The following is a 25,518-nucleotide window of genomic DNA, read 5'->3' as shown; positions in this document are numbered from 1 at the left end:
AATATGTAAAATAATAAAAAAGATAGGTACTGCTTAGTAATGAAGTTTTAAGCAATACCTATCTTTTTCATTTGACATATAGATGTTATACTCAAGACGTAGTAAGTTTACGATAGCATTTTTTTGTTTCTAAAGCAATTTTAGAGGTTATGTTTATACATAGTTTTTTTCATAGTATATCATTGGAGAAATTGCCAATATAAGAAGTCAATATATTAAATGAAGAGGAAGTGAACTAGTTGTTAGTGGAAGCTGTTCATGTTCAGCCAGCACATGGAAGGATAAATGATTCCGTCTACTTAAAAAATAAGATATTTACTTTTCGTGTAGCTAAAAAACTAGAAAAAAAGATTCAAAAGGGAATGCTTGTGTATTCTAAAGATGGTCAATTAGTTTATGTAAAAAACATCATTACAGGTAGATCTGAAGAAGAAGAAAATAAGTATACTGCGATTATTAGTAAAATTTTTAATAAAGCACCGAGTATTCTCCCTGTAAAAAAAGGAGAAAAGCTACCTAAAATACGATTAATAAACAAAAAGACAATTTTTGAAGGGCTATTTTTAGAATTGAGAGATAAAACCTTACACAAAACTAAGCAAAAGGTTTATTTTAAAGCACCGCCAACTATTCATAAGAAAATTGGCGTAGGAGATATTGTGATCTTTTCTGTTAAAGGTAAAAAGTACCATTTATTAATTATTCAAGTCTATAAACCGACAGAATTGAATAAAGAAGTAACTTTCACTCAACCGAAATTTAAACCATTTTTTTTGAAAAAAGTTGCGAAAGGGTTCAAAAAGACAGACTATATCACTATACCAAAGGAAGAGAATATTGTAACTTCTAATCAAAAGAAACAAGAAAATCGTAAACGTCCATTTATAATAAGAAAAACAAGTAAATAAGAAGTTATAGTTATAAACGAATATTTAATTTGTGCATTTGAGGTAGAAATGCTATAATACAATTGCGAAATGTGAAGATTTTGTACAATAGAAGCACAAAGACAAGCCTACTGCGAATAGGCTTGTCTTTTTTTCATTCGTTGTACTCTTATATTAGGTTGAGTGGCAAGTATTGATTATTCAATATACGTTTTTAGGTTTACTATGTACATACGTTGTACATACAATGTGTGTACAACGTGTTTGATTTGTGATATAATATAATTATTAAAGGGAGTGATAAGGTGTCAAGACTAAGTATTCGAATTGATGATGAATTAAAAGAACAAGCGAGAGAAGTTTACGAAGAAATCGGGATGGACTTATCAACTGCAGTCATTGTTTTTCTGAAGCAAAGTGTACGGGAGAGAAAATTACCTTTTCAACCAGGTAATGAACCTAGAGAAGATATCATAGCTAGATATGAAGCAGAAAATGGTATTACTACAAAAGTTTCTTCTGTAGATGAGTTGATGGAGAAATTAAATGCTGGCGATTGAGTTTACACCAAGTTTCAAACGTGATTATAAACGAATGATGAAAAAGCATTACAATGAAACAGAATTTAGAAAAGTGATTAATCTGTTAGTTAATCAAGAGCAAGAAGTATTGAGAACGAAATATAAAGATCATGCTCTTCAAGGCAACTGGAAAGGTTTTAGAGAATTACACGTACAGTCAGATTGGTTGCTTATTTATAAAATAGATGGTAAAAAACTAATTCTTACGTTAGTTAGAACAGGTAGTCATGACAAAATTCTATAAAAACTTGAAGTGGGGGAAGAAACTTAAAAGTTTCTTCCTCTTTTTTGATTCTTCATTCCACAAATCTTTCAGTAGTCCAAATAATTAAGTCAAAAAGTCCCACTTTATAAAGTCCAACAGAGTATACCCTGTTGGACTTTTAGTGTGTTCATGATATACTTGGATTTCTAAGAGGTCAACAGAGTTGGGCAACAGGATTTTTAAAATAAAGTAATTTTTTTATTTTAGAGGAGAATTTTTCTATGGCAAAAATTGGATATGCTCGAGTAAGTAGCTTAGATCAAAATTTAGATCGACAATTAGAATTGTTATCAGAGTGTGATAAAATTTTTACTGATAAGGCAAGTGGAAAAGATACTAATCGTGATGGATTTCAAAAAATGATGAAATTTATTCGTGAAGGTGACATTGTCGTTGTAACAGAATTAAAACGTCTTGGACGAAATAATAAAGAGTTAACAGAAACGATGAATTTGATTCAGTTGAAGAAAGCTACACTGGAAGTTTTGAACTTACCAGCGTTAACAGGTATAACTGATGATAATTTGCGTCGCCTACTCAATAATCTAATTATCGAACTGTATAAGTACCAGGCGGAAGAAGAGCGCCGATATATTCGTGAAACGCAGCAACAGGGAATTGTGCTTGCTAAGGCTAAAGGAAAATATAAAGGAGGGAAGCCTAAATATAGAGAAAATGATCCACGCCTTCAGCTTGCATTTGAATTATTTTTAGAAGGATCTACAGACAAAGAAGTGGAAGAAAAAACAGGGATTAATCGCAGAACATTTAGGAGATACAGGATGAGATATGGTATAACAAATGAAGCAAGGAAGATAAAAAATGATGAAAAATAATATTATCAAAAGGAATGGTTTAATAGCGTTAAAAAAATGTGTTCACGCGACGATTCTAAGATCATTTTGAATTAATTAGCTGTATAGTTGGGTGAACAAGATAAATTATGATGTGTAGATTCCTTTGAGCGATGATTCTATGAAATCCACGAAAGTAAGTAATCAGTTGATTTTTAGGCATGTAAGAGATATTGCAGTGTTTTAGAATGTTTGATATACTTTTATCGTCAACGATATTTCTGTCGTTGTTCCCACTCCTAACCGTTTGAATATTTTTTGCAGTCTTCTGTTCAATTATGGGCAGAAGTTTTTTTGTTTTTCTTCATAAATATTGAATACGTTTTTTTTAGTCGGTATAATTTTATTGTGAAATTAATTTTATCAGGAGGAGACAATGAAGCGTTATCTTTTTTTGTTAGCAAGTATCAGTATATTGACTAGTATTAGTGTAGGAGAATCTATATCTGCAGAGGAAATAAACACAGAAAATTCGACAGTTGTTACTGAAGAAACGATGATTTCTACTGAAGATACACAAGTGACCAGTGAGACACAATCTTCAATGGAAACAACAACTACTAACGAGACAAGTAATGTAGAACAACCAAAAACAGCAATTATTAATGGACAAGAAGTTACACTGGAAGCACCAGAAAAGGCAGGACAAAGTGAAGCGAATGCAACACAAGCACCAAAAGAAGCACTAATGGATGGTTCGATGAGCCGTAGTGCAAGAGCTGCAGTTAAAACAATTCCTATGTATCGTCTATTCAACCCTAATAGTGGAGAACATTTTTACACACGAGATACTGGAGAACGAGATCATTTGAGAAAAATCGGTTGGAATTATGAAGGAATTGGTTGGCAGGCGCCCACAAGTGGTGATCCAGTTTATCGCTTATACAATCGCTATAACGGCGAGCATTTCTATACGTTAAATGCGAAAGAGCGAGATAGCATTACAAAACAAGGCTGGACATATGAAGGAATTGGTTGGTACTCGTACAAAGGAGCGAATGGGATTCCAGTCAGTCGTTTGTACAATAAAAAAGTTAATTGGCACCATTATACGCTAGATGAGAACGAAAAACGTGTGATTACCAAACAAGGTTGGAAATATGAAGGTGTAGGTTGGTATGCAGTTGGAAATGGACAACCAAGTAATGATGATTACAGATTGTTAGGTGTAAAAAATTATAATCAGTATGCTTTAGGTGCGCCAAGTGGTTGTGAAGGAGCTTCTCTCTTACAAGCTTTGCAATATAAAGGAAAGTTGACAAACTGGAGTTTGAGACAATTCTTGAACACGATACCTAAGTCACCGAATGGAAATCCGAATAATGGATTTGTTGGTAGTCCGTTTGTCGAAAATTCATGGACATATTCTGCTATCTATCCTGCCCCACTGACTACTTGGGGACAAAAATATGGGAATGTACAAAACATTTCAGGAAGTTCTATGAATACGTTGTTGAATGAAGTGAAGAACGGAAATCCTGTGGTTGCATGGGTTACGATTAATTTCCAACCAGTTCGTTGGGGAAATTGGAGTTTTGGTGCAGCAGTGAATAATAATCATGCAGTGACATTGGACGGTTACAATAAAGGAAGTAATCAGGTACATGTATCTGATCCAATCAGTGGTTCTTATTGGATGAGTCGTACGACATTCGAGAATATCTATAATGCTCGTAAATATGCGGTTGTTGTTCGTTAATGAATAGCAATGTCATGAAGAGTTAGATATGCTATAATTGAGCGGTAGAAAAGTGAAAAGATGGTGGCAATCCATTCTAGGAGGTGGTGCTTATGTGTGTAAGTATCAAATCTAAGGAAAGGAGAGCCTGAGTTGTCAGTGTTTGAGGCGCTACAGCTAATGATTGCATTTGCGATGTTAGTTTTAGCTATCAAAAACGACAATAAAAAATAAACCATCTTTCGCTTTGGCTAGCAAGATGGTTTAAAATAAGAACTATTAAACTGCCACCGTCTTTTTAACGGTTCTACATGGGGCTATGTTAGTGCACAGCTCCTTTTTCTTGTTTTAAGTATAGCAAAGTAATGTGAAGTTTGCAAATATAGCAAAGTAATCTTTTTTACTATTTGTATATTATACTATTAGTAGTAAAATATACAAATATTATTTGTTTTCTTTTTTCTTATTGCGCGCCTCATAAGTTTTCATATACATATCAAACATTAACCGTTGTTCTTGAGACATAGAATTTTCTAGTCTATCTAATAAACTAGCAACTAAATCGTCTTGTGTTTCATAGTCTAAGGTATTCTGTAATGCATTTACTCGATTAACATTATATTTTTGAATCCTAATTGTTCCATAGACTTTATTTTTTTTAGGTCTTCCAACTTTTCTTTCTTTTGTATTATCGGTTGTTTGACTTTCTTGTTTGTGCTGTTCTACAAAATCATCAATACTAAATGTTTTTTTTGGTTTAGAAGTTTCTGTTTCTGGAATTTCTCGTGTAATTTTTTTACGTGAAGGATCTTTTTTAAATTGTTTAACCATAATTACTCTCCTATTCGTTGAAGAAATTCGTCAGTAATTTCAGAATAAAAATCATGCAATTTAATATCATGAAAATCCCATTTATCTGTGAAATCTTTGTCAGCGATTCCTGTTCTATCATAACCTTTTAAACGCTCCATGTGTCTAACTATATGAGCAAAGACATATTTCTCACCAAAACTTTCTAAAGCATCTTTAATTATTTGATTATCTACTCCAGAATCATTTTTCATTAATACTGGTAATACACCAGCAATATCAAAATCTACTGTAGGATACTTATCATAAAAAGTTTGAGCATATTCCCAAAAGGCTTCTGCTCCATCTAGAGAACGTTGCTGAGTTTGTAAAACGATAATTAAGAAATCCGATGTATATAAAGCTGTATTGGTGTACAAAGATATAGTTGGTGGACAATCAATAATGATAAAGTCATAATTTTTCTCAATCTCTTTGAGAAGCTTTCCAAAATGAGCTATTCTTTGTTCTTTATAATGGTCAATGGTCGGTGGATAAACAAGTTCCATATAGTCAGGATAGTCAACGAAGTCTTTGTGTGATGGTAATAAGTCAAGATTTGGCATAATATTGACTATTGCACTTGATAAATCTTCTTCTTGAATTGCTACCATCATGGTTTTTTCATTAGGCATTTCAGCATTGTGTAATCTAGTATAAGTTCTATTAAGTAATTGAGTAGAATTTGACTGGGGATCTAGATCACATAGTAATACTTTTTTTCCTTTTTTTGCTGATTCATAACCAAACATAACTGAGTTTGTTGTTTTACCTACCCCACCTTTGAAATTTCCAAATACGATTTTTTTAGCCATATTTATCCGCTCCTAACGATATTTTTTTACTACATAAATTATTTTAACATAGATAATTTCTTACTACAATAAATATTTTTGCAAATTTACTATTTGTATATTGTACTATTTGTATATTATACTATTTGTATATTGTACTATTTGTATACTTAAATTATTTTATGAACCTAATAAAAAACCCTTAAAAATAAGGAAATATTATTTGTATATTATACTATTTGTATATTATACTATTTGTATATTATACTATTTGTATATTATACTATTTGTATATTGTACTATTTGTATATATAAATAAAAAAGAACTATCTAAAAAAAATTTAGATAGTATAATAAAATTAAATTTGATGGTTTACAATTTTATTCTGAATGTGATACTGTCATTAATGAAAAAAATACATAAAAAAAGAGAGACGGAAATAATTGACTTTGGTCGGATCAATTATTTCTGAATCACATGAAACAGACTCATGTGTTCGCGCTCGTCTCAATAAATAATTAAGTGGTCTCGCAAACCACTTAGTTGTTTTACAAATGTGCTTAAATTATAGCACATTTAGAGCGAGCAGTTCAATAGATAAAGCGACATTTTTCTAGGTTTTTCTAGGAATTTAAGCCGAATATTGAAAGAGAACACAGAACCATTTTTTAAATTGGCATGTGTTCTCTTTTTCAATACAATTCGGAGGAAATTTTAGGATGGAAAACTTAGATCAATGCTATAGAGTTTTGCTAAAACAAGGCATTCGTACATACAAATATCGAAACAGCACCATGAAGCCTGTCGGTTATGAGAATACCAGTAGGAATGGTGCTATCTTTGCGTACCGCAGCAAACAATTGATGAACGCAGGACGTGGCATGGTTATTACGTCTGAAGAAGCGATTTTAGAAAATCAGTCAAAACTGACCCATTGGACACCAAACGTTTATCGCTATGGGACTTATACAGACGAAAACCGTTCGGTTGTCAAAGGACACTCAGAAAATAATTTAAGCCAAATCAATACTTTCGTCGTGGATATCGATTCTAAAGAAAACCATCAAGGAGAAATTTTCTTAGCTTGTGTAGATGAATTAGGGTATATGCCAACAATGATTTTAGAATCGGATCATGGCTATCAAGTTTACTTTGTGTTAAAAACACCTGCTTATGTGACGAAAAAGAGTAATTTCAAAGTTATTGAAGTGGCAAAGCGTATTTCTACAACGATTCGGACACAATTAGCTAACCAATTACCAGGTATCGATGTAGGTTGTAACCATTTTGGGATTGCTCGATTCCCAAACCACCAAAATATCGTATTTTGTGAGCTAGAAAATCAATATTCTTTTTCTGATTGGTTGAATTGGTCAATGAAAATGGCGTCTAACCAAAAAACTGAAGCAGAAAGAAACGCTAAATTGATTGTTTTTCCTGAGAAAAAAGAGTATCGCCAAATCGATGAGCCTTGGTTTGATTTGTTGCTACGAAAAGCAGATATTATCGGGGGAGAAGGTCGTTTAGGACGGAATAACGTGATTTTTACACTCTCTTTGGCTTATTATTCTTCTGGTTACGGACAAGAAACCTGTGAGTATAACATGTTTGAGTTTAACGAACGCTTAAATGAGCCGTTGTCTGAAGGCGAAGTGCGAAAGATTGTCAAAAGTGCGTATTCTGGCAATTATCAAGCCGCCAATCGTGACTTTATTTTGGAATTATGCCAAGAATGGATCGCTTCAGACATTCAAGAAAGCGAGTTGTTTATCCAACGTCGTGGGTGGTGGAAGTTCAAGAAACCACGTGAGCAACGAGAATATAGTCATAAACATGAATGGCAAGAAGACATCATGCGCTATTTGAGCGAAAAAAGTGATCTTCGTATGCCTTATTTGAAACTGTCTAAAAAAGAATTGGCGGAACAATTAAATATGCCACTAAGCAGTCTGGATCGTGCATTAAGTTCTTTAAAACAAGAACACAAAGTGTTCTACCATGTCAAAAAAGGGCGTAGTGGCGGACTTTTACTTGCTTCAGTACGTGTGTTAGTCGCAAGTTTGATCCAAGCGAAGAAAGAAGCCAAAGAAGCCTTTATTCAAGGAATCATTGCGCAGTTTAAGCTAACCATCGATGAATGGACAAGTACAATCCAACAACTAATCCCTGAGAAAGAAGCCCAAGGAATCAGGTTATTTGAAGTCGATACAGGTTGAAAAAATAAAAGACGTCAATTGCCTTTTACAATATATCTTTGATACTTCTAGAGGTTTTCTTAGTCTAGTTAGTCTGTGTTATATCTGCGAGTGTTTCTTGGTCTTTTGCTGTTTCTCTTTCTTTTGTTTGCTAGTTATATGCTATTATTACGTATGTAATGATGTGTAGCTATCTGAAGGAGGGGTTTTTATGTCTATGAAGTTGTATGTGTATTCTCATGCGGTAAACGTGTATATCTTGCGGTATTTAGGTATGCCAGTGGAGCAGTTTTGTGAACTTTATGGTTTTAATCAAGGTACGGTGGCTAGTTGGGTAACAAGGGAGCGTTCGGTAGAGACATTACCTGCGTCGTTTATTTATGCTTTGAGTTTGGCTTCTAGCCGAAGTATGGGGGAGATCTATGAGGAATTGTTAAAATTACAAGATGACTATTACCGTTATCGTGAACGTGTAGGATTCAAGAAGGGAAAGAAGGTGAAGAAACGTCTGGATTGATTTTAAATACATTTCAAATATTACGAATGTTACAACTATAATTCGTAATTGTAATGTTACAAGAAAAACGAACTCTTGTTCGCTAAAATATTTTGTGATATGCTATATTTGTAAAGATCTTTATGGGTAAAGCGCTTTATTTTCATTTGTCAAGTACCCTTAATAAAAATTTAGTATAAACATTTCAGGCATTTTCCCTGTTTTTTTTAAGGTTTTTTGGGGTTCTCAAACGAAAATAAATATGCCATACTTAATTTGTCAATTGATCGAGCAGCTGTTCAAATTTATTCATGAGTAAATCATTTTGTGAGTAGAGGAGGATGCAAGCCTACTGTTATCGACTTTTTCAAATGTGGAAAATAAAAATAGCAAATTTATTTGCGCATTGTGAATGAATATGTTATCGTTTTTTTAGAAATTTCCTAATTGAAATGAAATTAAAAGTAAATATACTTTTTTTGTTGCTGTGCAATGTAGAGCTCAACAAAAAAAGGAGTGGTTTAGAAATCTCGCTGAGAAAGAGCGCCAACTCTTTCAAAGGTCATCGATTTCTACCCCGACCGTTACAGAGACTAACGGTGCTGCTCCTTTTTGCCGCAGGGGCTTCCTGCAACGTGAACAATAATACCATAAATTTGTAGTAATGAACAATCATGTCTTTTGTACTTGTATTAGTTTTATTAAAAGTTTATGGAGTAGTGTATCTAATTTTATCAGGTACAGTGCGTATATTATTTTCGTGTTGTGAGGAAGGCTCTGGTGGCATAAAGAGAGAGACTGTTATTATCTTTGAAGGTAGTAGCTAGTCTCTCTCTTTTTTGTTGAGTTCCACATTGTTCGACAACAAGTGGAACAATGATTTGACACTTTTTTATTTAAAGGAGGTCAAGGAATGTATGGGAAATTTTGTACAGTAGAAGATCTGAAACAGCAAGCAATCACAATTAAGCTCTATGACAACAGTGTTTGGGCAAATTTAGGGGACGGACGATTTATTGATCGTCAAACAAAGAAAATCCGACCAGTTTCTTTGCTTTATCGTTCCACTCGAACCGTTGTCGGTGCAGGAAATTGTGTGATTGCGAAACGGAAAAAGAAACGAGAAGGACTGTTGTTTTTATCTCGTCCATACAAGTTGAAACGTAGCTAACCTTGAAAAGATTTTTCTTGTTTACAAGTAAATCTCTTTACTTGTGAACACTTTGATCCTTGAAAACTGAATAAAAAGAACACAGTTTAAGGGTGTAAGAAAACCGTCTGGTTTCTAAATGAGGAGGTGTAAAAGATTTAGAAGGAGATATGAATGTTTTCTTACTAGTCGTAGATATTCTCGCTGTCTAATCTACGGTCGTGTTTGGAAGGACAGTACCTAAAGACGTAGTGAACCTTTGGGAGATTTTGTGAAGGCAAATGGCGGAGAAATAAGTAGCGCAGGTAAGGGTTACTCTGGTAACTATCTGTTAGCAGAAGGATTTCTGATACTTGAAACATTTCGAGTGATTTGTGTTTCACAGGTTGAGCATTTACCTAACATGCCAGGTTATCGTTTCACCTAACAACGAACACTAACTTTTATTTGATTTACTTGTAAACAAGAGAAATTTTTTACTAGGAGGCGTCCAAATGACGGAAATTCAACGATTGATTTGCTTTTTAGAATCTGGAAAACGCAAGGAAATTTCAATGGCTGAATATGTTTCTCTGCAAAAGAGGAAACATAAGTGGTCAGAAAGACGTTATCGCCAGTTGTTGGCTGAATTATCAAGAAGCCAGGCGATTCCTCCAAATTATGTCACTCAAAACGGGCAGGTTGTACGAATATTGAAATTACGAACTGCTTAGATATTAAAAATAGAGGGGACACCTACTAATAGAGAAGGGGACACCTGAATATGGGAACAAAGAAAAAAAGGATCAAGATTGCGGTCACTGAGGAAACGATTCAAAAACTTCAGTGGATCGTAGAAGAAGACCAAAAGAAAAACAACAAGAGAATTTATCCTTGTGACTCTTTAGAGCGAATAATCAATAACGAATATGTTATACGTAAAGCATTTCGAGACAAGTAATTAAGAGAAGGAGTGAATGCCTATGGTAAAGGTTATGGGGAAACATACCGGACGTGTGTATTATTCCTGTCCAAGCAAAAAAGAAGCCAATGAATGGATTCTTGCGAAAAAAATCTTTGAGCCATTAGTTATCCTTGTTCTTCCTCGAAAGAAGGAAGTGACAACATGAGAACAAGTTATCATTATCGACCTCTAGTCGATGGGTTTAGTCAGAATTTCAATTTACAGGAAGAGCAAAAAATGATTCGTCGTTTCGAGAAAGACATTTTAGCTGAGATCAAGAAGAGAAAGGATCAAAAGCTTCCAGTAAGTCAATATATCGCGAATTTTTCACCTAAAGAAAAACGTTGTTTTTTCGGTCTTTTGAAGCGATTTGAACGAGTGAAGGTCTATTACCAATTGGAAGAAGGTATGTCGCGTCAATATTTGATTATGGCATAGGAACTCGTTCCATGAGCTGTGAAATAAAGCAATTCTATAAAATACGACCATTATGGGAGATAGCAGAGGTGGAAAAAGGATGATTCAAACATTTTTACTTCAGAATATTGTTTGACCCAACGAGCAATTGAAGAAAGAGCAATGCCGTACTCCTTAGCTAAAGCATTTTGAGTTTTACCACTTTCGTGAAGTTTTACAATGGATTTTTTAAACTCTTCGTCAAATTTACGTGGTGATTTTCTGTTATTTACCATATTAAAAATTCCTTTCAAAATTTCTGTCTATTTATTTAATAGTATACCAAAAAATGTGTCTACTTTATTAGGATACATGCAGTAGCTTATGCAGTTATTCGTATATATCAACAAAAAACAAGGAAAGAACGGATGATTATATGAATGGGTATTTTTTAATTTTTTTTGGACTAGTTGGTTTCATGATATTTCTTTTGCAAGATCGACAAGAAGTATGTGAGAGAAATTCTGATAGAAAAAATCCATGAAAATGGAAAAAGAGATTTTACTGTTTTTGTGACGTATGGCAAATCTAAAGGAAGGAAAATGAGTGTGAAATTCACTTAAACAGGAAAATAACTAACAAATTTCAGTTACTTTCTTATGGAAGTAATTGAGATTTGCTAGTTATTTACTAGTACAACTAATTTCATTTTTTCTCCTTTCTTTTCATAAAAAATCTTACGAGGGTACTTCCCTCGTAAGTAATAAACGATTATGACTCCAAAATGATCTTTTATGAATGAAAGCGTAACATTCTATAAAAAATTTGTTATAATTAGAAGTGAAAGTATGCTCATTTTTCTCTATAAGCGAAATAAGAATCTTCTTTTTTTGCTAAGCCAAAAGTATCCCCTATTTTTAGAGATTTTGGAGCATATTTCAGTTCTGGAATTTCAAATAAATTTTTCTCTTTGTCCGTTACTTTTATTGGTAACTGAATTTTTTCTCCAGATTCAGGGGAAAGAACCGCAATATTTTTATCTTGGAAGAGTACAGTAGTAATTTGAGTCTTCCCCAAAACTTGAATATCCGCGCCTTGACAGGCTTTGACTTTCGACAAAGATGGATAGCGATAATTAGCTGAAATAACCGAGGAAGAAGATTCAACGGTTGATTGGTTATTTGTTTCTGTTTTCTTCGACAGAGAAAAAGCAATGATAAGTACAGATATCAGTACAATACTGAGTGATAGGATTATGAGGGATTTTTTCTTCATAATAGTTATTCTCCATAATAAAATTGTTTTTTCGATAAAGAAGCAGAAACGACTTATTGTTGTTTCTGTTTTTTAGCTTTCAGTTGTTTAGCATAGGTCTCTATATCGCTTTTTAAATACAAGCGTACGATGGCAGGGCCTTTACCATCCTTGCTCTCATAGAAAGGAACAATCATATTAGTACGAACAGATTGTTGAAATCCTTGAGCAGATTGTCCAGTAATTTTTAGAGCTTCTTGTTTAGTAACAAGATTATTATTCATCCATTGCTTTATTTCAGCGATGTTTTTAGTATCCATAGTTTTCTCCTTGTTCTATTAATTAATAAAAATCATACTAAAGATATTATAAAAGAAAAAAATTAAAAAATCTAATATAAAATGGTTGTAATTATATAATAGTAATAGTATTATATAAATATAATATAAAAACAAAATGAAAGAAGGAATAAGAATATGAAATTAATGAAAGTACTAGCTCTTGGAGTAACAGTTGGTGGAGTTGCGTTAGCAACAGCTCACGAGAAAGTAAGTGCAGCAGAGTGGACACCAAGAACAGTCCAACAAATCTCAGCAGATATTGCAAAAACAAATGGAAAAGAATATACGATTGTTTGGGGAGATACGCTAAGTGGAATCAGCCAAGCAACAAACATTTCTGTACAAAAATTAGCAGACATGAACAAAATTGCGAATGTAGACTTAATCTACGCAGGCAATAAACTAATTTTCTCTGGAAATGTAGCAACTGTTCAGAACAACAAAGGAGAAACAGTGGCACAATCAGTTATTAAGCCACAAGATAAAGTAGATTCAACGAAACCAGTTGGACAACCGGCAACTTCACAAGGAACAACCAGCAATAATACAACTAATTCAGTAACTCAAAATACGACGACACCTTCAACTGGTAACACAGTAACAGGGAACACACAAACTGGTGGTCAAACAACTGGAAATGCTGGAACAACAACGCCAAGCGCACCAGAAAACAATAGCGGCACAACACAACCAGATAATAATCAAAATGGTTCAACAGGTGGAAACACTGGTGGAGGACAAACAACACCATCTAATCCTGGTAATAACGAAGGAAATCAAGGTGGATCAACTGGAGGAAATACAGGAGGTTCAACAACCGATCCAAGTCAACCAACAAATCCAGATAAACCAGTAGAAATGCAATATACAGTTTGGTATGACGTATATGAAGGTTTAGATACTAGCTATAATATAGTACAAGGGACACATGTTTTCGATACTGAAGCGGAAGCAACTGCATGGATTGATAACTATGCTGATAACTGTCCAGTCAGCGGTACATGGGGAGTAGCTGCAATAGAAAAATAAAAATTAATATAAGATATAAAGACACATATTTTTTGTATGTGTCTTTTCTATTATTTTCAAGGAGGTGACGAGTACAATGAAACTGGCTCATTATGCTTTTTATGGTTATTACTCATCGTATTTAAGAAAGTTTGTATTAAATCATTTTAATATTGTTTTTTAAGACGCTAAAAAATCTTTTTAGTGTCTTTTTTTTATCAAATTTTTAGGAGGGAATTATGCAGTGAAAAAAATAAATGATTGGTTAAAAAAATTTTTTCTATCTAAGCCCATAATGATGGCACTTTTTTTAATGTGTAGTATTGTGGGGATTGGTTTTGGCAGTGGGAATGTTCAGGCGGCTGTGCCAGATGAATTTACCATGAAACCAGGAGAAACAGGAAATGTTTACTATGATACTAGTAATGTCTACATGATGTACGGAACTCGTAATGGTCAAGCATGGAGCGATGCTACTGCGCCAATGGCAGTGAAACCAAATGATGGTGGCATTGATATCATGACTTTTTGTGTTCAACCAGGTGTACCATTTATTTCTAGCGATAATCCTGGTTACCAAGCAGTAACTGCTGGTGATATTCCGAGAGATGCGCAAATTGCGTCTGCTATTTGGAATAATCCGGATTTAGGCATTTCTGGAGATACGAATGAAAATGATCGTATTGTCACACAATCAGTTATTTGGGAACTGTTACCTTACGATATTCATGTCAATGATATTCCTCGTATCCCTAATTATGCACAACGAAAAGCATTGTTATATCAAAAGATTGCGGAATATAAACAACGACCAGAATTTGATGGTAAAACGATTGATTTAACTTATGGTGAATCTAAAACATTAAATTCTGCTATTAATTTAAATTCATTTGAAACACAAATTTCAAATACTGCAAAAGTAAATTGGGCAGTTGCTCCAGATGGAAAATCTGTAACTGTTACTCCAACAGACCCTAATATACAAAATGGTAAAGTTTCATATAAGCGTTCATATATGGAAGGAACACCAATTGCATTAGAAAAACAAGGATCACAACGTGTATACATTTCTGCAATTAAAGATCCAGCTAAATATGAAGTAAATTTCAATATCAAAACATTTGGCGAATTTCAAATCAAAAAAATCGACAAAGAAACAGGGAATCCAGTACCAGGTACAAGATTCAAATTAGAATATAGTAATCTTCCAGCAGGTTCAACTGCACCAACTCAAACAGAAGTAACTACTGACGAAAATGGAGTATCACCAAAAATTAAAGTGTTAAATGGTGTTCATGTTAAAGCAACTGAGACTGCTGTACCTGCTCCTTATGTATTAGGATCAGTTATTGGTGATTCTGATGTAGTAGAAGGTGATATTGTCGCAGGTCAAACAATTACATTGACACAACGTAATAAACAAGCAAAAGGACAAATCATTATCGAAAAATCAGGTGTAGAATCTGGTAAAGATATGTGGAATGGTAATTATTCTCTAGCAGGAAATGTGTTTGAAATCCATGAGAATGATGCAAACGGAAAAGTTGTCGCAACAGTTACAACGGATGTAAATGGACATGCAGAAACAAATAAAGAATTGCCATTAGGTACTTATGTAGTGACGGAGAAAACAGCTTCTAATGGGTTTGCTAACACATTCAAACCAGTAACAGTAAAAATAGAATATGCGAATCAAACAACTGCGGTTATTGTAAAAAATACTGAAGGTACGAATCAAGAAGTGACAGGATCAACTGTATTAACAAAAGTTGACACTGAAACAGGTTCAGAAACACAAGGGCAAGCGACATTCAACGGTGCGCAATATGGCTTATTCCACGAAGACGGAACTCCAGTGAAATGGTCAGAAGCGTTTAAACCAGAATATGTGGAAGGAAACAAATTAGAAGGTGACGAAATTGCTTTTGAAATGACTGATAAACTTCAAAAAGCAAGTGTTAAACATTTAGCTTTAGGAAAATATTATTGGAAAGAAACAAAAGCGCCAGAAGGTTACCAAATTGATAATACAAAACGTGAATTTGAAATCACATATAAAGATCAAGACACACAAGTGATTGCGACAGAATCTGTTTCTAAAGAAAATGTCGTGAAATTTACGTTAGATGGCTTTAAGTATGTAGAATCTAAATCAGGTAGCACAAAATCTGGTTACAACGGAATCGAGTTCAAATTAACACCAATCAATGACACAAAAGGCGAAACAATCAGTACCAAAACAGTGACAAATAAAGACGGTTACGATGGTTACTTTGCATTTGAAAATGTTCCTTATGGTGACTATGAATTAACAGAAGTGAAAGCGCCAGAAGGCTACAAAACAATTAAAGATTTAATCATTAACAGCAAATTTGATGCTGAAAAACGTGAATACACATTTACCATTACTGAAGACGGACAAAAAGAACCAATTAAAACATTGACTGTACCAGAAGCTAAAATCAATGAAGGTTCAAATGTGATTCATTTAAGCAAATTATTCTTAACTAATAAAGTTAAAGAAATGCCAACTATCCGCACAAAAGCTACTGTTGACGGAGAAAAAACATTTACACCTTCAAAAGAAACACCAATGCAAGACGTTGCTACAATTACTAACGTTGAAAAAGGTGTCGAATATACAAACAAAATCAAACTTTGGAGAATCGTTAACGACGACTATGACAATGCTAAAGTTGTTTGGGAAGGTTCTCATGATTTTGTAGCTGAAGGCGATACAGCAGAAGACGTTATTAAGCAAATGGTAGATACTTCAAAAGATGACAATACTGTCTCTTACGTATTTACGGAAGAATTATTCATTAAAGATGGAGCAAAAGTTGCAGAACACAACGACTTAACGAATAAAGAACAAACGATTCGTCCAGTCGTGCCTGAATTGCCAACTATTGAAACATTATTCGTAACAAAAGATGGTGGAAAAACATTTGATCCAACGAAAGATCAAACATTAATTGATGAAGTAAAAGCAACTGTACCTAAAGAAGATATCGGTCAAACATTCTACTATGTAACACAATTCCATAAAATTGATAAAAATGGAAAAGTTACTGTTGTAGGTACGGACGAATCAGAACACAAAGCAGGCGAAATGACTTATGAGTTCAAAGCGGTTTATAACTACAAAGCGAATACTTTGAAAGACGGCGAAAAATTAGTTGCGACTCATATTGCCTATACTGACAAAGAACACAAAAATGAGTATGCAAAACACTTTGATTTGAAAAATGAAAAACAAACGTTAACTGCGAAAACTCCTGCTAAAGCAGTAACTCCAAATACTCCAAGCACTCCTAAAGCAATTCTTCCACGAACTTCAGGCGAGTTAAATGGGGCAAGGGTATTTGGCGTATTTGCTGTAGTAATGGTAATTGCCGTAGGTGCTTTCATCTATGTGAAAAAACAACATGCGAATAAGTAATTCAAACTAGGCTAAACGTCTGAAAAGGCGTTTAGCTTTTTCTATTTTGTAAAATTTGTTTACAAAGGTGGGCAATCAATATGACAAGAACATTCACAGAGTACTTTACTAAAAATCAATCGCTTAGAGAAAAGAGCGATGATTCATGAATAAATGGAGAAAGTCTTTTTTGATTATCTGGATATTATTTGGATTTTTTATTGTAGGATCGACTGCTTATGGCTATTTTCTTTTGCAAAAGCCAGACAATCGTAGTCAATCTTTGCGTTCGCCAATCCAACAGGAAGAACAAGTAGAAAAAAAGCAAGAGAGTAAAAATGCGAAAGCTTCTTTCAATCCACTGTTAATTCAGCCTGTTCATGCGGAAGAATTTGCGGAAGCTCAATTGCATTACGAGGATATTGTGAACCAATGGGGAATTGGTGCGGTGTATATTCCAAGTTCATCTATCCAAACCAAAATTTTGGCTGGTATGAGCAACGAAAATCTAATGGTAGGCGTTGGAACATATCGAGCAGAACAACGGTTAGGAAAAGGCAACTATGTATTACTGGCTCATAACCTTGTACGAGGTGGCGGTGCATTAAAAAATCTTCGTCAGACTTCAGAAGGGTCTTTGATTTATGCTACGGATTTTGCCAATGTTTATGAGTATCGAGTAACAAAAAATCAAGTAGTAAGTCAATCAGAAGGGGAACTCTTAGACGAGCCTAAGGAAGAAGAAATGCCAATCATTACTTTTATCCGATGTGAAGGAGGATTAAATACGACTCAACGAGCGGTGGTGCAAGGAGTGTTTATTTCTTCTTATCCTGCAAGTGAAGCAGATAATGAGATAAAAGAGAAGTTAGGACTTGATTCTGTTGTTCAAGATCAAGAACAAGTAGATAATACAATTGTGCCAAATTCGACGGATACCGTGTCGGATTATGACACTATTTCAGAAAAGCATGAGTCTACGAATCAATTAGTAAAAAAGGATAACAAAACTAGTGTATCGAAAGAAGAAAAAGAAGTGTATTCTTCTTTTGAAAGGTACTGTATTTGGTTAGTCAAAGAATGTAATGATATGTATGTGCTAATAACAGCTTCAGTAGTTTATCTGTTGGTGTTATTCGGTACTTTCCAGTGGAAAATCAGAGTAGAATAATTTTTTATTGAAAGATTTTATTCTTTTTTTACAAAATCTTCAAAAAAATTTTTTATCTTATAAAAAAATGGACAGAAGGGAATTAGAAGTGTTGAAAAAGAGAAAATTTTCTATATTAACGTCAACGGTTGTATTATCTCAACTGTTGGTCACAACACCTTTACAAGTATTAGCAGACGAAGAACAACCAACTGTTTCGACAGAACAATCAACTACAGTAAATAAAGATCATTCTACAACAGCTAGTACAGATATAACTAAGGAAGAAACCACAACTGATTCTTCCATTGAACAACCCGAGCAAAAACCAAGTGAATCAATCGATCAAACGACAGATAGTTCACAGACAACAGAGTCCAAACCAGAAACAACTACTCCTGGTACGACAGATTCTAGTCAATCAGAAAATAATACACAGGATACTACTAAGCCTTCAGAAACGAAGCCTGTGGAACAGCCAACTACCAAACCAAGTGAATCAGTTAATCAAGAAGTGACACAGCCAACAACCCCTGCGGAAGTCACTCCTTCACAATCAGTTGCGACACAGCCTTCAACAACTGAACAAAATACGCAACCAAAAGCAGAAACAAAGGCACAAGTCCAACCAACTGTGCAAGAAGAGTCAAAAGCTTACCGTCAAGCACCAACTGCGCCTATTCAAGAATTAGTTCCTTCTAGCAAACAGGATAACGAAGGAAACATTCATTTTGAAAAAGACGAGTCTGTCGAAAGTTTTATTCGTAAAATTGGCGAATCTGCTCGTAAGATCGGACAAGAAAATGATTTGTATGCTTCCGTCATGATTGCTCAAGCGATTTTAGAATCAGCTAGTGGTCAAAGTCAATTAGCTCAAGCACCTAATTACAACTTGTTTGGTATTAAAGGCACACATAACGGAAAAGGCGTTTCTTTTGCGACACAAGAAGATTTAGGTAATGGGACACTTTATACTACTCAGGCAACTTTTAGACAGTATGAGAACTATGAGGATAGCTTAAATGACTATGCTCAACTATTAAAAGAGGGCTTAACAGGAAATAGCTATTTCTACGATGGGGTTTGGAAAACCAATGCAAAAACCTATCAAGAAGCAACGAAGTTTCTAACAGGTCGTTATGCGACAGACACTAGCTACGATAAAAAATTAAATGGGTTAATCGAAACTTATGACTTAACCAAGTATGATAAAGAAGTAGCGGGCCCACAACTAAACAAAAAAGGGTATGTCGTTCCATTAAAGAATTACACGATTTCTAGTCCGTTTGGTACTCGTGGGGGAGAATTTCATCGAGGATTAGATTTAGCAGCGCCACAAGGTGAGCCAATCTATGCCAGCAAGGCAGGAACGGTCGTTAAAGCAGAGTTTCACCCATCATGGGGGAATTATGTAGCTATCGAGCACGAAGACGGTACAACGGCCTTATATGCGCACCAACAAGAATATCAAGTCAAAGTTGGTGATAAAGTGGAACAAAATCAAATTATTGGCTATGTCGGTTCAACTGGAAACAGTACAGGTAGCCATTTGCATTTTGAATTATGTTTAGATCACAGTTTAAATCAATCACAATTGGTTGATCCAGAAACAGTCTTATTCTAAGGAATAGGGCTGTTTTATTTTAAAAAATAACTATGATAAAATTAGGAGGATAATTTGTTAATCATAGGAGTATTTTTATTATTTATGGATTTAAATTTATTGATAAAAATATATCAGAATATAAGAAAAATAAAGAACGGAGGACATTTTTTAGTTTTTTTTAGTCTTCCAATAGTATTTACAACTTTTATTTTTTTTGTTGACCGACTTATTGCTTCTGTTTTTAATGGCAATATATTATCAATACAAGTAGTAGTTGCTTTATTTTATAAGCCATTGAATATAGCACATTATTCGGAACAAGATCCATTGATTTTGGTTATTGTTTCACTATTTCTTAGTTTAATTGCTTATGTTGCTTTATTTTATCAATCAATCAAAATAAATAATAAACAATATTTTTATTTTAATAAGATAAATTTATATGTTCCATTATCCGAATTTTTATGGACTTTTACATGGAATTTAATAACTATATTCCTGACATACTTTTTTCTTTATCATTATTTCTATTCAGATCAATTTACTCCATTTTCTAAACAAATATATCAAGGACTATTTTGCGTACTAGGAATTATATGGGGAGTGCTAACGGTTATTTTCTATATATTTATCAGAGAAGTTATATTTTGTGTAACTTGTATAGATATTATAAATAATCAGTCAGCGTATAATCAAATACGTGAATTGCTAAATCGATCTAAACACAATGAAATTGTTTTAGAAGGTAGTGAAATTACATTGAAAATAGAGCGATATATTGAAAATGGTTTATTGCAAATTAGACGAAATCAATCACTGTCTGAAATAAAAGAAGATGATAAGGTACGCTTATATTTTGAACAACCTTTTGTAAAAATAGTTCAAGACAGGAAACAGATATTAGAAAAAGGTTTATTTATAGAAAATTATTTTTAGCTTCTTAAACAATCTTATAAAAAATAACTTTTGAAACACAAACAGTCTTATTTTAGGAAATAAGGCTGTTTTTATATTGCCATGAAGGGAGAGATTCATATGTTATTTTGTGCAGGTCTGTTTGTGGGTGCTATGTTTGGAATAGGAATCATGGCACTATTAGTTGCAGGAAAACAAGAAGATCAACAATTTGGAAGAGAATAAAAACAGATTTATCTAATTTGTAGGAGGAACTTTTATTTTGGACAACCAAGAATCGAATTTATATCCTGTGAGGGATCTTGTATTAAAAGAAAAGGACTTAATTTTTACTGTTTATAGGAAAGATATTATCAAATCTCGTGTTTCAAGAAAAATGAGAAAAGGAAAGAGCGGTATAATCGAATCTGAATATTGCTATTGTTTGCCAGAAAAAATAATCAAAAAGAAACGATTTTATCAAAACCAATTGCCAAATGCTCGATACATTAAGAAATTATGTATTTTAAATAATGAGAGAAGGATTGTTCAAGAAATTCCTATATTGAGGGTTCTTCAGTCAAGGAGTGGGTCATTAAATTTTGGGATTGATCGAAGCAAATTTACTGAAGAAGTAAATAAATATATTAGAAAGGAAGAGTGTAATGAATAAAGAACAAAGAACTAAATTCATTGGTGGTAGTGTCGTAGGCATTGCAATGATTAGTTTGTGTTCAGTAGCTTTATTGAAAGGTTGTTCTGCTGAGCAAGATACAAAAGAGCCAACCAGTTCTAGTATTGTAAAGAAATCAGAAAAGAAAACAACTAGAAATAGAGAAACGAAAAAAAACAAGGGAAAAGAAACTACTAAATCTGAGAATAGTACTGAAGAATCGGTTTCCAATTTATATGACAGGGCAGGAATCAGTTATTCTACTGAAAGTAGTTCTCCTAATTTAACACGTCAAGAATTACAAGAAATCTCTCATGTTTCACAAGTTTTATCTAACAAGAAAGAGGAAGCTAAAAAACAAGAAGAAGCAAGAGAAAACTTATTAAATTCTACAGGTATGAATTGGTTAAACAATCTTTCTAACAAGGATGATACAAAGCCAATAATCAATAAAGTAGAGAACGATAAGCAGTCCAATGATAAAATTGAATCCAGTAAACCAATAGAAGAACCAATTGTGAAGCCAGATAATCCACAACCTGAACCCAACCCTACACCTGTACCACCAGTGGAAGTAGTTGATTATCAAGCATTACAACAGGTTCTTTTTTATGCTGAAAATATTGATGGTTCAGCTTATCTATCTGGTAGCTATCAAGCTTTACAAACAGAAATCAGTATTGGACAACAAATGTTAAATGCCCAAAATTCAACTCAAAGTGAAGTGAATGCTCAAGCTACACGTATTCAGCAAGCCATTGATTCATTAGTTCCTAAAGGAAATAAAGCTTCATTAGCTGAAGCAATTGAAAAAGCACAGTCGATTAATTTAGAACTATATACTACTGCTTCAGTCGAAGTCTTTAATCGAGTATATGCGCAAGCATTAGCTGTATATAATGAACCAGAATTGACACAACAAGATATAGATTCTCAAGTATCTGAATTAAATCATGCGATGGATCAATTAGTGAAACGTGGAGATAAAACGGAATTACAGGAATTGTTAGAAAAAACTAAGCAAGTCGATCGACAAATTTATACTGTTGAATCTCTTCAAGCGTTAGATGAAGCAATTGGTGAGAGTGAAGCTGTCTTGAACAATAAAGATGCTACTCAAGAAGATGTCAATCAAGCATATAACAATCTCAAGAGTACATTTGATTCATTGAAGAAAATTGATGAACCAGATTTAAGCTTAGTCTATTTAAATCGTTTGATTGAAGAATGTGATTCTCTGAAGTCTGAAGACTATACGAGTGACTCTTTTATGTCATTTGAAATTATCCTAAATCAATCAAAAGAATTGGCTAAAAAAGAAGGTGTCACGCAAGAAGAAGTACAAAAACAAATCGAGGATTTAAACCAAGCAAAACAAAATTTAGTGAAAAAGGCAGATAAAACAGCTTTGAAATCAATGATTGATACGGTTTCGGCACTTCAAGAAGAAAAATATACACCGGAATCATGGGCTGAGTTACAAGAAACTTTAAAAACTGCTAATAGTGTGTTTAGCAATGAAAATGCTACACAAGAACAAGTGAATGAAGCCATAAAAGCACTTGAAAGTGCTAAGAATGCACTAATTGAAAAAGAGGTGTGAGAATGTATACGGACTGGAAGTGGCAGTATCAATTTTTAGTTATGAGAAAATGGCTACTTGCCTTACTCAAACTAAGTTTAGTAGCTAGTTATTTTTATTGCTGTTATTTAGGTTGGCAACAACTGAAAGAACTTTCGATGACTAGTTTCCAACTATCAAATGTAAACGGCATTACATTGCAAGAAATTGTGGAGACAATGTTATACCTACTTGTAGCAATGCTATTAGTGTATTGCTTTTTTTCTTGGTATTTCGGAAATTCAATAAGAATCATTTTAAAAAATTGTATAGGGATTTTTGGACGATTTTATGGGATTGGTTTGTTTGGTTTATTCGTACTAAGTACAGAGGATTTAATAGAATCAATTAGTAAATTATTGATTTCGTATTGTTTATATATTATGTATCGACAATATAATCGAATACATGATGAAGAATTAGTTAAGAGGTTGAAAATGGAAGGAGTTGATTTATCTGATACAAATATACGATATGGACTGAAACATAGAGAAAAGTATTTTCCAAGACATCTTTCAAATATGATATTAGATAAATTAGAATTGACTGAAAGAACAATCAAATCAAGGTATTTATCAACGCTTATAACAGAGGAAGTGACTATTTTCATTTATAAAGTTAAATGGTCACCATATCCTTTAAAAATTACTACAGGCTTTCAAAGTCCAACTGTAGAATCAGAAGTCATGAGAGTGGCTGTTAAAGGAGCAGAAGAAAATGAATGGAATAAGTAATTGTTTTTCTCTTTTCTTTTTAGTTTTTCTATTGCTGACTATACTTGTAGAGAGACGTTTTATTTTTAAGACAAGTTTGAAATGTCAAACGGTTTATTTTTTCTTTTCTATATCATTTATTCTAGCGAATCTGGTGAATTTTTTTGAGGTTTCACTACTTGCTAGAATCACTTATATCTTTTTTAGTTTTTCTGTTTTAGGTATTTATTTGCCTGCTGTAAGGCAAATGAAATTAAAAATCAGTAGAATAGTGAATCGACTATTCAAAGTAAAGCATAGATCTTAGGATTTATGCTTTTTTTGTTACGGTGAATAATATGAAGAACTATTGGGTGAGAGCACCACCAGAAAGGATTTTTTATGAACGAAAAAGAATTAGCGATAAAAACAGCGTTTATAGAGATTATTGATCGAATCTTTGAAAATGCTGAAGCTTATAAATATTTTTTGATTTCAGTTCTATTAAAGGAATTAAAATCAAGAAATGGTCGTTATCATTCTTTTGAACGAACAATAGAGATCAATAATTTAACTAGAAAACCAATTGAACAATGTTTAACAGGTTTATATTGCTTAGCTTGTCACATTGAAGAAATTAATAATGAACTGTTTGACGACTCCAAAGGAGTTTATCCAATTTATCAAGAATTAATGGAAGCTGCTATATCCAGTGGCTTTTTTTCATTAGATGAATTGATCGAATTAGCAGGAACAGGATGTATTAATGATATCGTTGAAAATTGTGGAGAATTTTCAACATGGAATATTGAACAGTCTGAAATTCCACTATATGTAGTAGTAAAAAATAGTTATTCAATCAAAGGGAAACTTTATCGATCAGGGTATCAATGGAACTCTTCTCAAAAAGCGTGGATAAAAAGTTTTTCTACTCAAGAAGAAGCTGAAAATGAAAAAATAGCTTTATGGGAATTAGATAGTGAAATTGTCGTATCCATACAAACACGATTAGAAATGCTCTTTGATTTTGATTATTACGTGGTTGTTAAACCTCAACTGGAATTAAATCAGACATTTCAAGTACATGGCTATCGCTATGAAGAATATGGGGTCAAAAAACACTATGTTAAACGAGTTCCTACAAAATATTTCTTTCATGAGCGAGATTTCTTGTTACGCTTAGAAGTTCCATTCAAATTAATAACCCCTAAAATAATACATGAAACGAATTAGGAGAGATAAAAATGGCAAAGAAAACAAAATCAGAACAAAACATGTTAAAAAAACGTGTACAACAAATTATGACACTAAAAAATGTTGATTACGACACGTGGTTGAACCAACAACATGAGCTTTATCTCAATGAAAACATGGAATGTATTGATGAAATTATCGATAAAGAGATTAAAAGAAGACAAAATAATCAAGGAGGAATTCAATATGGTAAATAATCAAGTGAAACGTTTAGTGGCTTCTCTTCAAATGTTTTTAGGTTTAGCATGGGTAGATTTTTCTCAAGCCCATCCTGTGTTTGCTGATGTACAAGGAACGTTGAAAGACGTTGAAACAGGGTTAGGTGGTGAGTTCAAAAATTATGCTAATATTGGATTAGGGATTGTTCTGTTAATTTATGGAGCTTGCCGATTTTTTGGAATGGAGCTTGCTCAGTGGGCAAAACGTATTGCGTTTGGTGCATTTGTAGGAGCAATTGTTATCGTAAACTTTGATTGGATTAGAAATACAGTATGGGGTTGGATTGGAGGATAGAT

General features: G+C 33.5%; 31 protein-coding genes. 26 read left to right on the top strand and 5 right to left on the bottom strand.

The window, feature by feature from the left end; all coding sequences use genetic code 11:
• Positions 1 to 245 precede the first annotated feature (245 nt).
• From IGL70_RS14320 to IGL70_RS14295, 6 genes are all read left to right on the top strand, one after another.
• Positions 246 to 908, top strand: coding sequence for a hypothetical protein (locus IGL70_RS14320; protein ID WP_240185970.1), 663 nt, complete (start codon positions 246 to 248; stop codon positions 906 to 908).
• Between the two features lie 284 nt (positions 909 to 1,192).
• Positions 1,193 to 1,447 (top strand): type II toxin-antitoxin system RelB/DinJ family antitoxin, encoded by a 255-nt coding sequence (locus IGL70_RS14315; RefSeq protein ID WP_002326673.1) that lies wholly within the window; start codon positions 1,193 to 1,195, stop codon positions 1,445 to 1,447.
• The gene (locus IGL70_RS14310; RefSeq protein WP_002326674.1) at positions 1,434 to 1,712 is read left to right on the top strand and encodes a type II toxin-antitoxin system RelE/ParE family toxin; all 279 of its coding nucleotides are present in this window, start codon (positions 1,434 to 1,436) and stop codon (positions 1,710 to 1,712) included. The genes IGL70_RS14315 and IGL70_RS14310 overlap by 14 nt, the downstream gene beginning before the upstream one ends.
• Before the next feature lie 242 nt (positions 1,713 to 1,954).
• The gene (locus IGL70_RS14305; RefSeq protein WP_113844058.1) at positions 1,955 to 2,569 is read left to right on the top strand and encodes a recombinase family protein; all 615 of its coding nucleotides are present in this window, start codon (positions 1,955 to 1,957) and stop codon (positions 2,567 to 2,569) included.
• A gap of 394 nt (positions 2,570 to 2,963) precedes the next feature.
• Entirely contained in the window at positions 2,964 to 4,286 is a 1,323-nt protein-coding gene (locus IGL70_RS14300) for a C39 family peptidase (RefSeq protein ID WP_113844057.1), read from the top strand.
• A gap of 159 nt (positions 4,287 to 4,445) precedes the next feature.
• Positions 4,446 to 4,499, top strand: a complete 54-nt coding sequence (locus IGL70_RS14295; protein WP_219350043.1) for a hypothetical protein — start codon at positions 4,446 to 4,448, stop codon at positions 4,497 to 4,499.
• A 210-nt stretch (positions 4,500 to 4,709) separates the two neighbouring features.
• Here the strand turns inward: IGL70_RS14295 and IGL70_RS14290 are convergent, their stop codons facing one another.
• Together IGL70_RS14290 and IGL70_RS14285 are read right to left on the bottom strand one after the other, a co-directional pair.
• Complete coding sequence (locus IGL70_RS14290; RefSeq protein ID WP_010721052.1) at positions 4,710 to 5,096, bottom strand: DUF5388 domain-containing protein; 387 nt, start codon at positions 5,094 to 5,096, stop codon at positions 4,710 to 4,712.
• A gap of 2 nt (positions 5,097 to 5,098) precedes the next feature.
• The gene (locus IGL70_RS14285; RefSeq protein WP_104660678.1) at positions 5,099 to 5,929 is read right to left on the bottom strand and encodes a ParA family protein; all 831 of its coding nucleotides are present in this window, start codon (positions 5,927 to 5,929) and stop codon (positions 5,099 to 5,101) included.
• Positions 5,930 to 6,628: 699 nt separating this feature from the next.
• Between IGL70_RS14285 and IGL70_RS14280 the strand changes: the two genes are divergently transcribed.
• The 8 genes from IGL70_RS14280 (at position 6,629) to IGL70_RS14245 (ending at position 11,131) form a co-directional block, all read left to right on the top strand.
• On the top strand, positions 6,629 to 8,125 hold the full coding sequence (locus IGL70_RS14280; RefSeq protein WP_113844055.1) for a primase C-terminal domain-containing protein: 1,497 nt from the start codon (positions 6,629 to 6,631) through the stop codon (positions 8,123 to 8,125).
• 190 nt (positions 8,126 to 8,315) lie between these two features.
• Positions 8,316 to 8,621, top strand: a complete 306-nt coding sequence (locus IGL70_RS14275) for a hypothetical protein (protein ID WP_016631593.1) — start codon at positions 8,316 to 8,318, stop codon at positions 8,619 to 8,621.
• An 892-nt stretch (positions 8,622 to 9,513) separates the two neighbouring features.
• Positions 9,514 to 9,771, top strand: coding sequence for a hypothetical protein (locus IGL70_RS14270; protein ID WP_016631592.1), 258 nt, complete (start codon positions 9,514 to 9,516; stop codon positions 9,769 to 9,771).
• 250 nt (positions 9,772 to 10,021) lie between these two features.
• Positions 10,022 to 10,177 carry a hypothetical protein gene (locus IGL70_RS14265; protein WP_438734875.1) on the top strand — a complete coding sequence of 52 codons (156 nt, stop codon included), beginning with the start codon at positions 10,022 to 10,024 and terminating at the stop codon, positions 10,175 to 10,177.
• Between the two features lie 67 nt (positions 10,178 to 10,244).
• Positions 10,245 to 10,463 carry a hypothetical protein gene (locus IGL70_RS14260; RefSeq protein ID WP_096710568.1) on the top strand — a complete coding sequence of 73 codons (219 nt, stop codon included), beginning with the start codon at positions 10,245 to 10,247 and terminating at the stop codon, positions 10,461 to 10,463.
• 50 nt (positions 10,464 to 10,513) lie between these two features.
• Positions 10,514 to 10,690, top strand: a complete 177-nt coding sequence (locus IGL70_RS14255) for a hypothetical protein (RefSeq protein ID WP_113844087.1) — start codon at positions 10,514 to 10,516, stop codon at positions 10,688 to 10,690.
• 22 nt (positions 10,691 to 10,712) lie between these two features.
• The gene (locus IGL70_RS14250) at positions 10,713 to 10,859 is read left to right on the top strand and encodes a hypothetical protein (RefSeq protein WP_185079731.1); all 147 of its coding nucleotides are present in this window, start codon (positions 10,713 to 10,715) and stop codon (positions 10,857 to 10,859) included.
• Positions 10,856 to 11,131 (top strand): hypothetical protein, encoded by a 276-nt coding sequence (locus tag IGL70_RS14245; protein WP_113844054.1) that lies wholly within the window; start codon positions 10,856 to 10,858, stop codon positions 11,129 to 11,131. Before IGL70_RS14250 ends, IGL70_RS14245 begins: the two co-directional genes overlap by 4 nt.
• Before the next feature lie 50 nt (positions 11,132 to 11,181).
• Here IGL70_RS14245 and IGL70_RS14240 read toward each other — a convergent pair whose 3' ends face one another.
• The 3 genes from IGL70_RS14240 to IGL70_RS14230 form a co-directional block, all read right to left on the bottom strand.
• A complete protein-coding gene (locus tag IGL70_RS14240) occupies positions 11,182 to 11,385 on the bottom strand; it encodes a transposase (RefSeq protein WP_113844053.1) in 204 nt (67 codons plus the stop codon).
• Positions 11,386 to 11,941: 556 nt separating this feature from the next.
• Positions 11,942 to 12,364 carry a hypothetical protein gene (locus tag IGL70_RS14235; protein WP_113844052.1) on the bottom strand — a complete coding sequence of 141 codons (423 nt, stop codon included), beginning with the start codon at positions 12,362 to 12,364 and terminating at the stop codon, positions 11,942 to 11,944.
• A 53-nt stretch (positions 12,365 to 12,417) separates the two neighbouring features.
• Entirely contained in the window at positions 12,418 to 12,663 is a 246-nt protein-coding gene (locus IGL70_RS14230) for a hypothetical protein (RefSeq protein ID WP_016631580.1), read from the bottom strand.
• 156 nt (positions 12,664 to 12,819) lie between these two features.
• Between IGL70_RS14230 and IGL70_RS14225 the strand changes: the two genes are divergently transcribed.
• The 12 genes from IGL70_RS14225 (at position 12,820) to IGL70_RS14170 (ending at position 25,516) form a co-directional block, all read left to right on the top strand.
• Positions 12,820 to 13,713: a LysM peptidoglycan-binding domain-containing protein gene (locus tag IGL70_RS14225; RefSeq protein ID WP_113844051.1), complete on the top strand. Its 894-nt coding sequence runs from the start codon at positions 12,820 to 12,822 to the stop codon at positions 13,711 to 13,713.
• Between the two features lie 223 nt (positions 13,714 to 13,936).
• Positions 13,937 to 17,134, top strand: coding sequence for an MSCRAMM family protein (locus IGL70_RS14220; protein WP_240187871.1), 3,198 nt, complete (start codon positions 13,937 to 13,939; stop codon positions 17,132 to 17,134).
• A 145-nt stretch (positions 17,135 to 17,279) separates the two neighbouring features.
• Positions 17,280 to 18,284 carry a class A sortase gene (locus tag IGL70_RS14215; RefSeq protein ID WP_104889626.1) on the top strand — a complete coding sequence of 335 codons (1,005 nt, stop codon included), beginning with the start codon at positions 17,280 to 17,282 and terminating at the stop codon, positions 18,282 to 18,284.
• Between the two features lie 91 nt (positions 18,285 to 18,375).
• A complete protein-coding gene (locus tag IGL70_RS14210) occupies positions 18,376 to 19,887 on the top strand; it encodes a peptidoglycan DD-metalloendopeptidase family protein (protein WP_338133335.1) in 1,512 nt (503 codons plus the stop codon).
• A gap of 54 nt (positions 19,888 to 19,941) precedes the next feature.
• Positions 19,942 to 20,805 carry a hypothetical protein gene (locus IGL70_RS14205; protein WP_113844050.1) on the top strand — a complete coding sequence of 288 codons (864 nt, stop codon included), beginning with the start codon at positions 19,942 to 19,944 and terminating at the stop codon, positions 20,803 to 20,805.
• Positions 20,806 to 20,904: 99 nt separating this feature from the next.
• Positions 20,905 to 21,009, top strand: a complete 105-nt coding sequence (locus tag IGL70_RS14200) for a DUF3789 domain-containing protein (protein ID WP_113844049.1) — start codon at positions 20,905 to 20,907, stop codon at positions 21,007 to 21,009.
• Positions 21,010 to 21,046: 37 nt separating this feature from the next.
• On the top strand, positions 21,047 to 21,436 hold the full coding sequence (locus IGL70_RS14195; RefSeq protein ID WP_113844048.1) for a hypothetical protein: 390 nt from the start codon (positions 21,047 to 21,049) through the stop codon (positions 21,434 to 21,436).
• The gene (locus IGL70_RS14190) at positions 21,429 to 23,039 is read left to right on the top strand and encodes an FIVAR domain-containing protein (protein ID WP_438734873.1); all 1,611 of its coding nucleotides are present in this window, start codon (positions 21,429 to 21,431) and stop codon (positions 23,037 to 23,039) included. Before IGL70_RS14195 ends, IGL70_RS14190 begins: the two co-directional genes overlap by 8 nt.
• A 2-nt stretch (positions 23,040 to 23,041) precedes the next feature.
• On the top strand, positions 23,042 to 23,791 hold the full coding sequence (locus IGL70_RS14185; protein WP_104889507.1) for a hypothetical protein: 750 nt from the start codon (positions 23,042 to 23,044) through the stop codon (positions 23,789 to 23,791).
• 360 nt (positions 23,792 to 24,151) lie between these two features.
• Positions 24,152 to 24,982, top strand: a complete 831-nt coding sequence (locus tag IGL70_RS14180; protein ID WP_086325195.1) for a hypothetical protein — start codon at positions 24,152 to 24,154, stop codon at positions 24,980 to 24,982.
• 11 nt (positions 24,983 to 24,993) lie between these two features.
• On the top strand, positions 24,994 to 25,200 hold the full coding sequence (locus IGL70_RS14175) for a hypothetical protein (RefSeq protein ID WP_104857890.1): 207 nt from the start codon (positions 24,994 to 24,996) through the stop codon (positions 25,198 to 25,200).
• Entirely contained in the window at positions 25,190 to 25,516 is a 327-nt protein-coding gene (locus IGL70_RS14170) for a hypothetical protein (RefSeq protein ID WP_207494788.1), read from the top strand. Before IGL70_RS14175 ends, IGL70_RS14170 begins: the two co-directional genes overlap by 11 nt.
• Positions 25,517 to 25,518: the final 2 nt, after the last annotated feature.

The organism is Enterococcus sp. DIV0901a (genome assembly GCF_051711525.1).
Classification (GTDB): Bacteria; Bacillota; Bacilli; order Lactobacillales; family Enterococcaceae; genus Enterococcus_B; species Enterococcus_B faecium.
Note: the sequence above shows the minus strand (reverse complement) of the source record. Positions and strands in the feature narration are given on the sequence as shown.

What these genes read in the sequence shown, in the direction of transcription:
- IGL70_RS14310 (WP_002326674.1), top strand. Translation starts at nt 1,434, where the DNA reads ATGCTGGCGATTGAGTTTACACCAAGTTTCAAACGTGATTATAAACGA.
- IGL70_RS14305 (WP_113844058.1), top strand. Translation starts at nt 1,955, where the DNA reads ATGGCAAAAATTGGATATGCTCGAGTAAGTAGCTTAGATCAAAATTTA.
- IGL70_RS14300 (WP_113844057.1), top strand. Translation starts at nt 2,964, where the DNA reads ATGAAGCGTTATCTTTTTTTGTTAGCAAGTATCAGTATATTGACTAGT.
- IGL70_RS14290 (WP_010721052.1), bottom strand. Translation starts at nt 5,096, where the DNA reads ATGGTTAAACAATTTAAAAAAGATCCTTCACGTAAAAAAATTACACGA.
- IGL70_RS14285 (WP_104660678.1), bottom strand. Translation starts at nt 5,929, where the DNA reads ATGGCTAAAAAAATCGTATTTGGAAATTTCAAAGGTGGGGTAGGTAAA.
- IGL70_RS14280 (WP_113844055.1), top strand. Translation starts at nt 6,629, where the DNA reads ATGGAAAACTTAGATCAATGCTATAGAGTTTTGCTAAAACAAGGCATT.
- IGL70_RS14275 (WP_016631593.1), top strand. Translation starts at nt 8,316, where the DNA reads ATGTCTATGAAGTTGTATGTGTATTCTCATGCGGTAAACGTGTATATC.
- IGL70_RS14270 (WP_016631592.1), top strand. Translation starts at nt 9,514, where the DNA reads ATGTATGGGAAATTTTGTACAGTAGAAGATCTGAAACAGCAAGCAATC.
- IGL70_RS14260 (WP_096710568.1), top strand. Translation starts at nt 10,245, where the DNA reads ATGACGGAAATTCAACGATTGATTTGCTTTTTAGAATCTGGAAAACGC.
- IGL70_RS14255 (WP_113844087.1), top strand. Translation starts at nt 10,514, where the DNA reads ATGGGAACAAAGAAAAAAAGGATCAAGATTGCGGTCACTGAGGAAACG.
- IGL70_RS14250 (WP_185079731.1), top strand. Translation starts at nt 10,713, where the DNA reads ATGGTAAAGGTTATGGGGAAACATACCGGACGTGTGTATTATTCCTGT.
- IGL70_RS14245 (WP_113844054.1), top strand. Translation starts at nt 10,856, where the DNA reads ATGAGAACAAGTTATCATTATCGACCTCTAGTCGATGGGTTTAGTCAG.
- IGL70_RS14240 (WP_113844053.1), bottom strand. Translation starts at nt 11,385, where the DNA reads ATGGTAAATAACAGAAAATCACCACGTAAATTTGACGAAGAGTTTAAA.
- IGL70_RS14235 (WP_113844052.1), bottom strand. Translation starts at nt 12,364, where the DNA reads ATGAAGAAAAAATCCCTCATAATCCTATCACTCAGTATTGTACTGATA.
- IGL70_RS14230 (WP_016631580.1), bottom strand. Translation starts at nt 12,663, where the DNA reads ATGGATACTAAAAACATCGCTGAAATAAAGCAATGGATGAATAATAAT.
- IGL70_RS14225 (WP_113844051.1), top strand. Translation starts at nt 12,820, where the DNA reads ATGAAATTAATGAAAGTACTAGCTCTTGGAGTAACAGTTGGTGGAGTT.
- IGL70_RS14215 (WP_104889626.1), top strand. Translation starts at nt 17,280, where the DNA reads ATGAATAAATGGAGAAAGTCTTTTTTGATTATCTGGATATTATTTGGA.
- IGL70_RS14200 (WP_113844049.1), top strand. Translation starts at nt 20,905, where the DNA reads ATGTTATTTTGTGCAGGTCTGTTTGTGGGTGCTATGTTTGGAATAGGA.
- IGL70_RS14190 (WP_438734873.1), top strand. Translation starts at nt 21,429, where the DNA reads ATGAATAAAGAACAAAGAACTAAATTCATTGGTGGTAGTGTCGTAGGC.
- IGL70_RS14185 (WP_104889507.1), top strand. Translation starts at nt 23,042, where the DNA reads ATGTATACGGACTGGAAGTGGCAGTATCAATTTTTAGTTATGAGAAAA.
- IGL70_RS14180 (WP_086325195.1), top strand. Translation starts at nt 24,152, where the DNA reads ATGAACGAAAAAGAATTAGCGATAAAAACAGCGTTTATAGAGATTATT.
- IGL70_RS14175 (WP_104857890.1), top strand. Translation starts at nt 24,994, where the DNA reads ATGGCAAAGAAAACAAAATCAGAACAAAACATGTTAAAAAAACGTGTA.
- IGL70_RS14170 (WP_207494788.1), top strand. Translation starts at nt 25,190, where the DNA reads ATGGTAAATAATCAAGTGAAACGTTTAGTGGCTTCTCTTCAAATGTTT.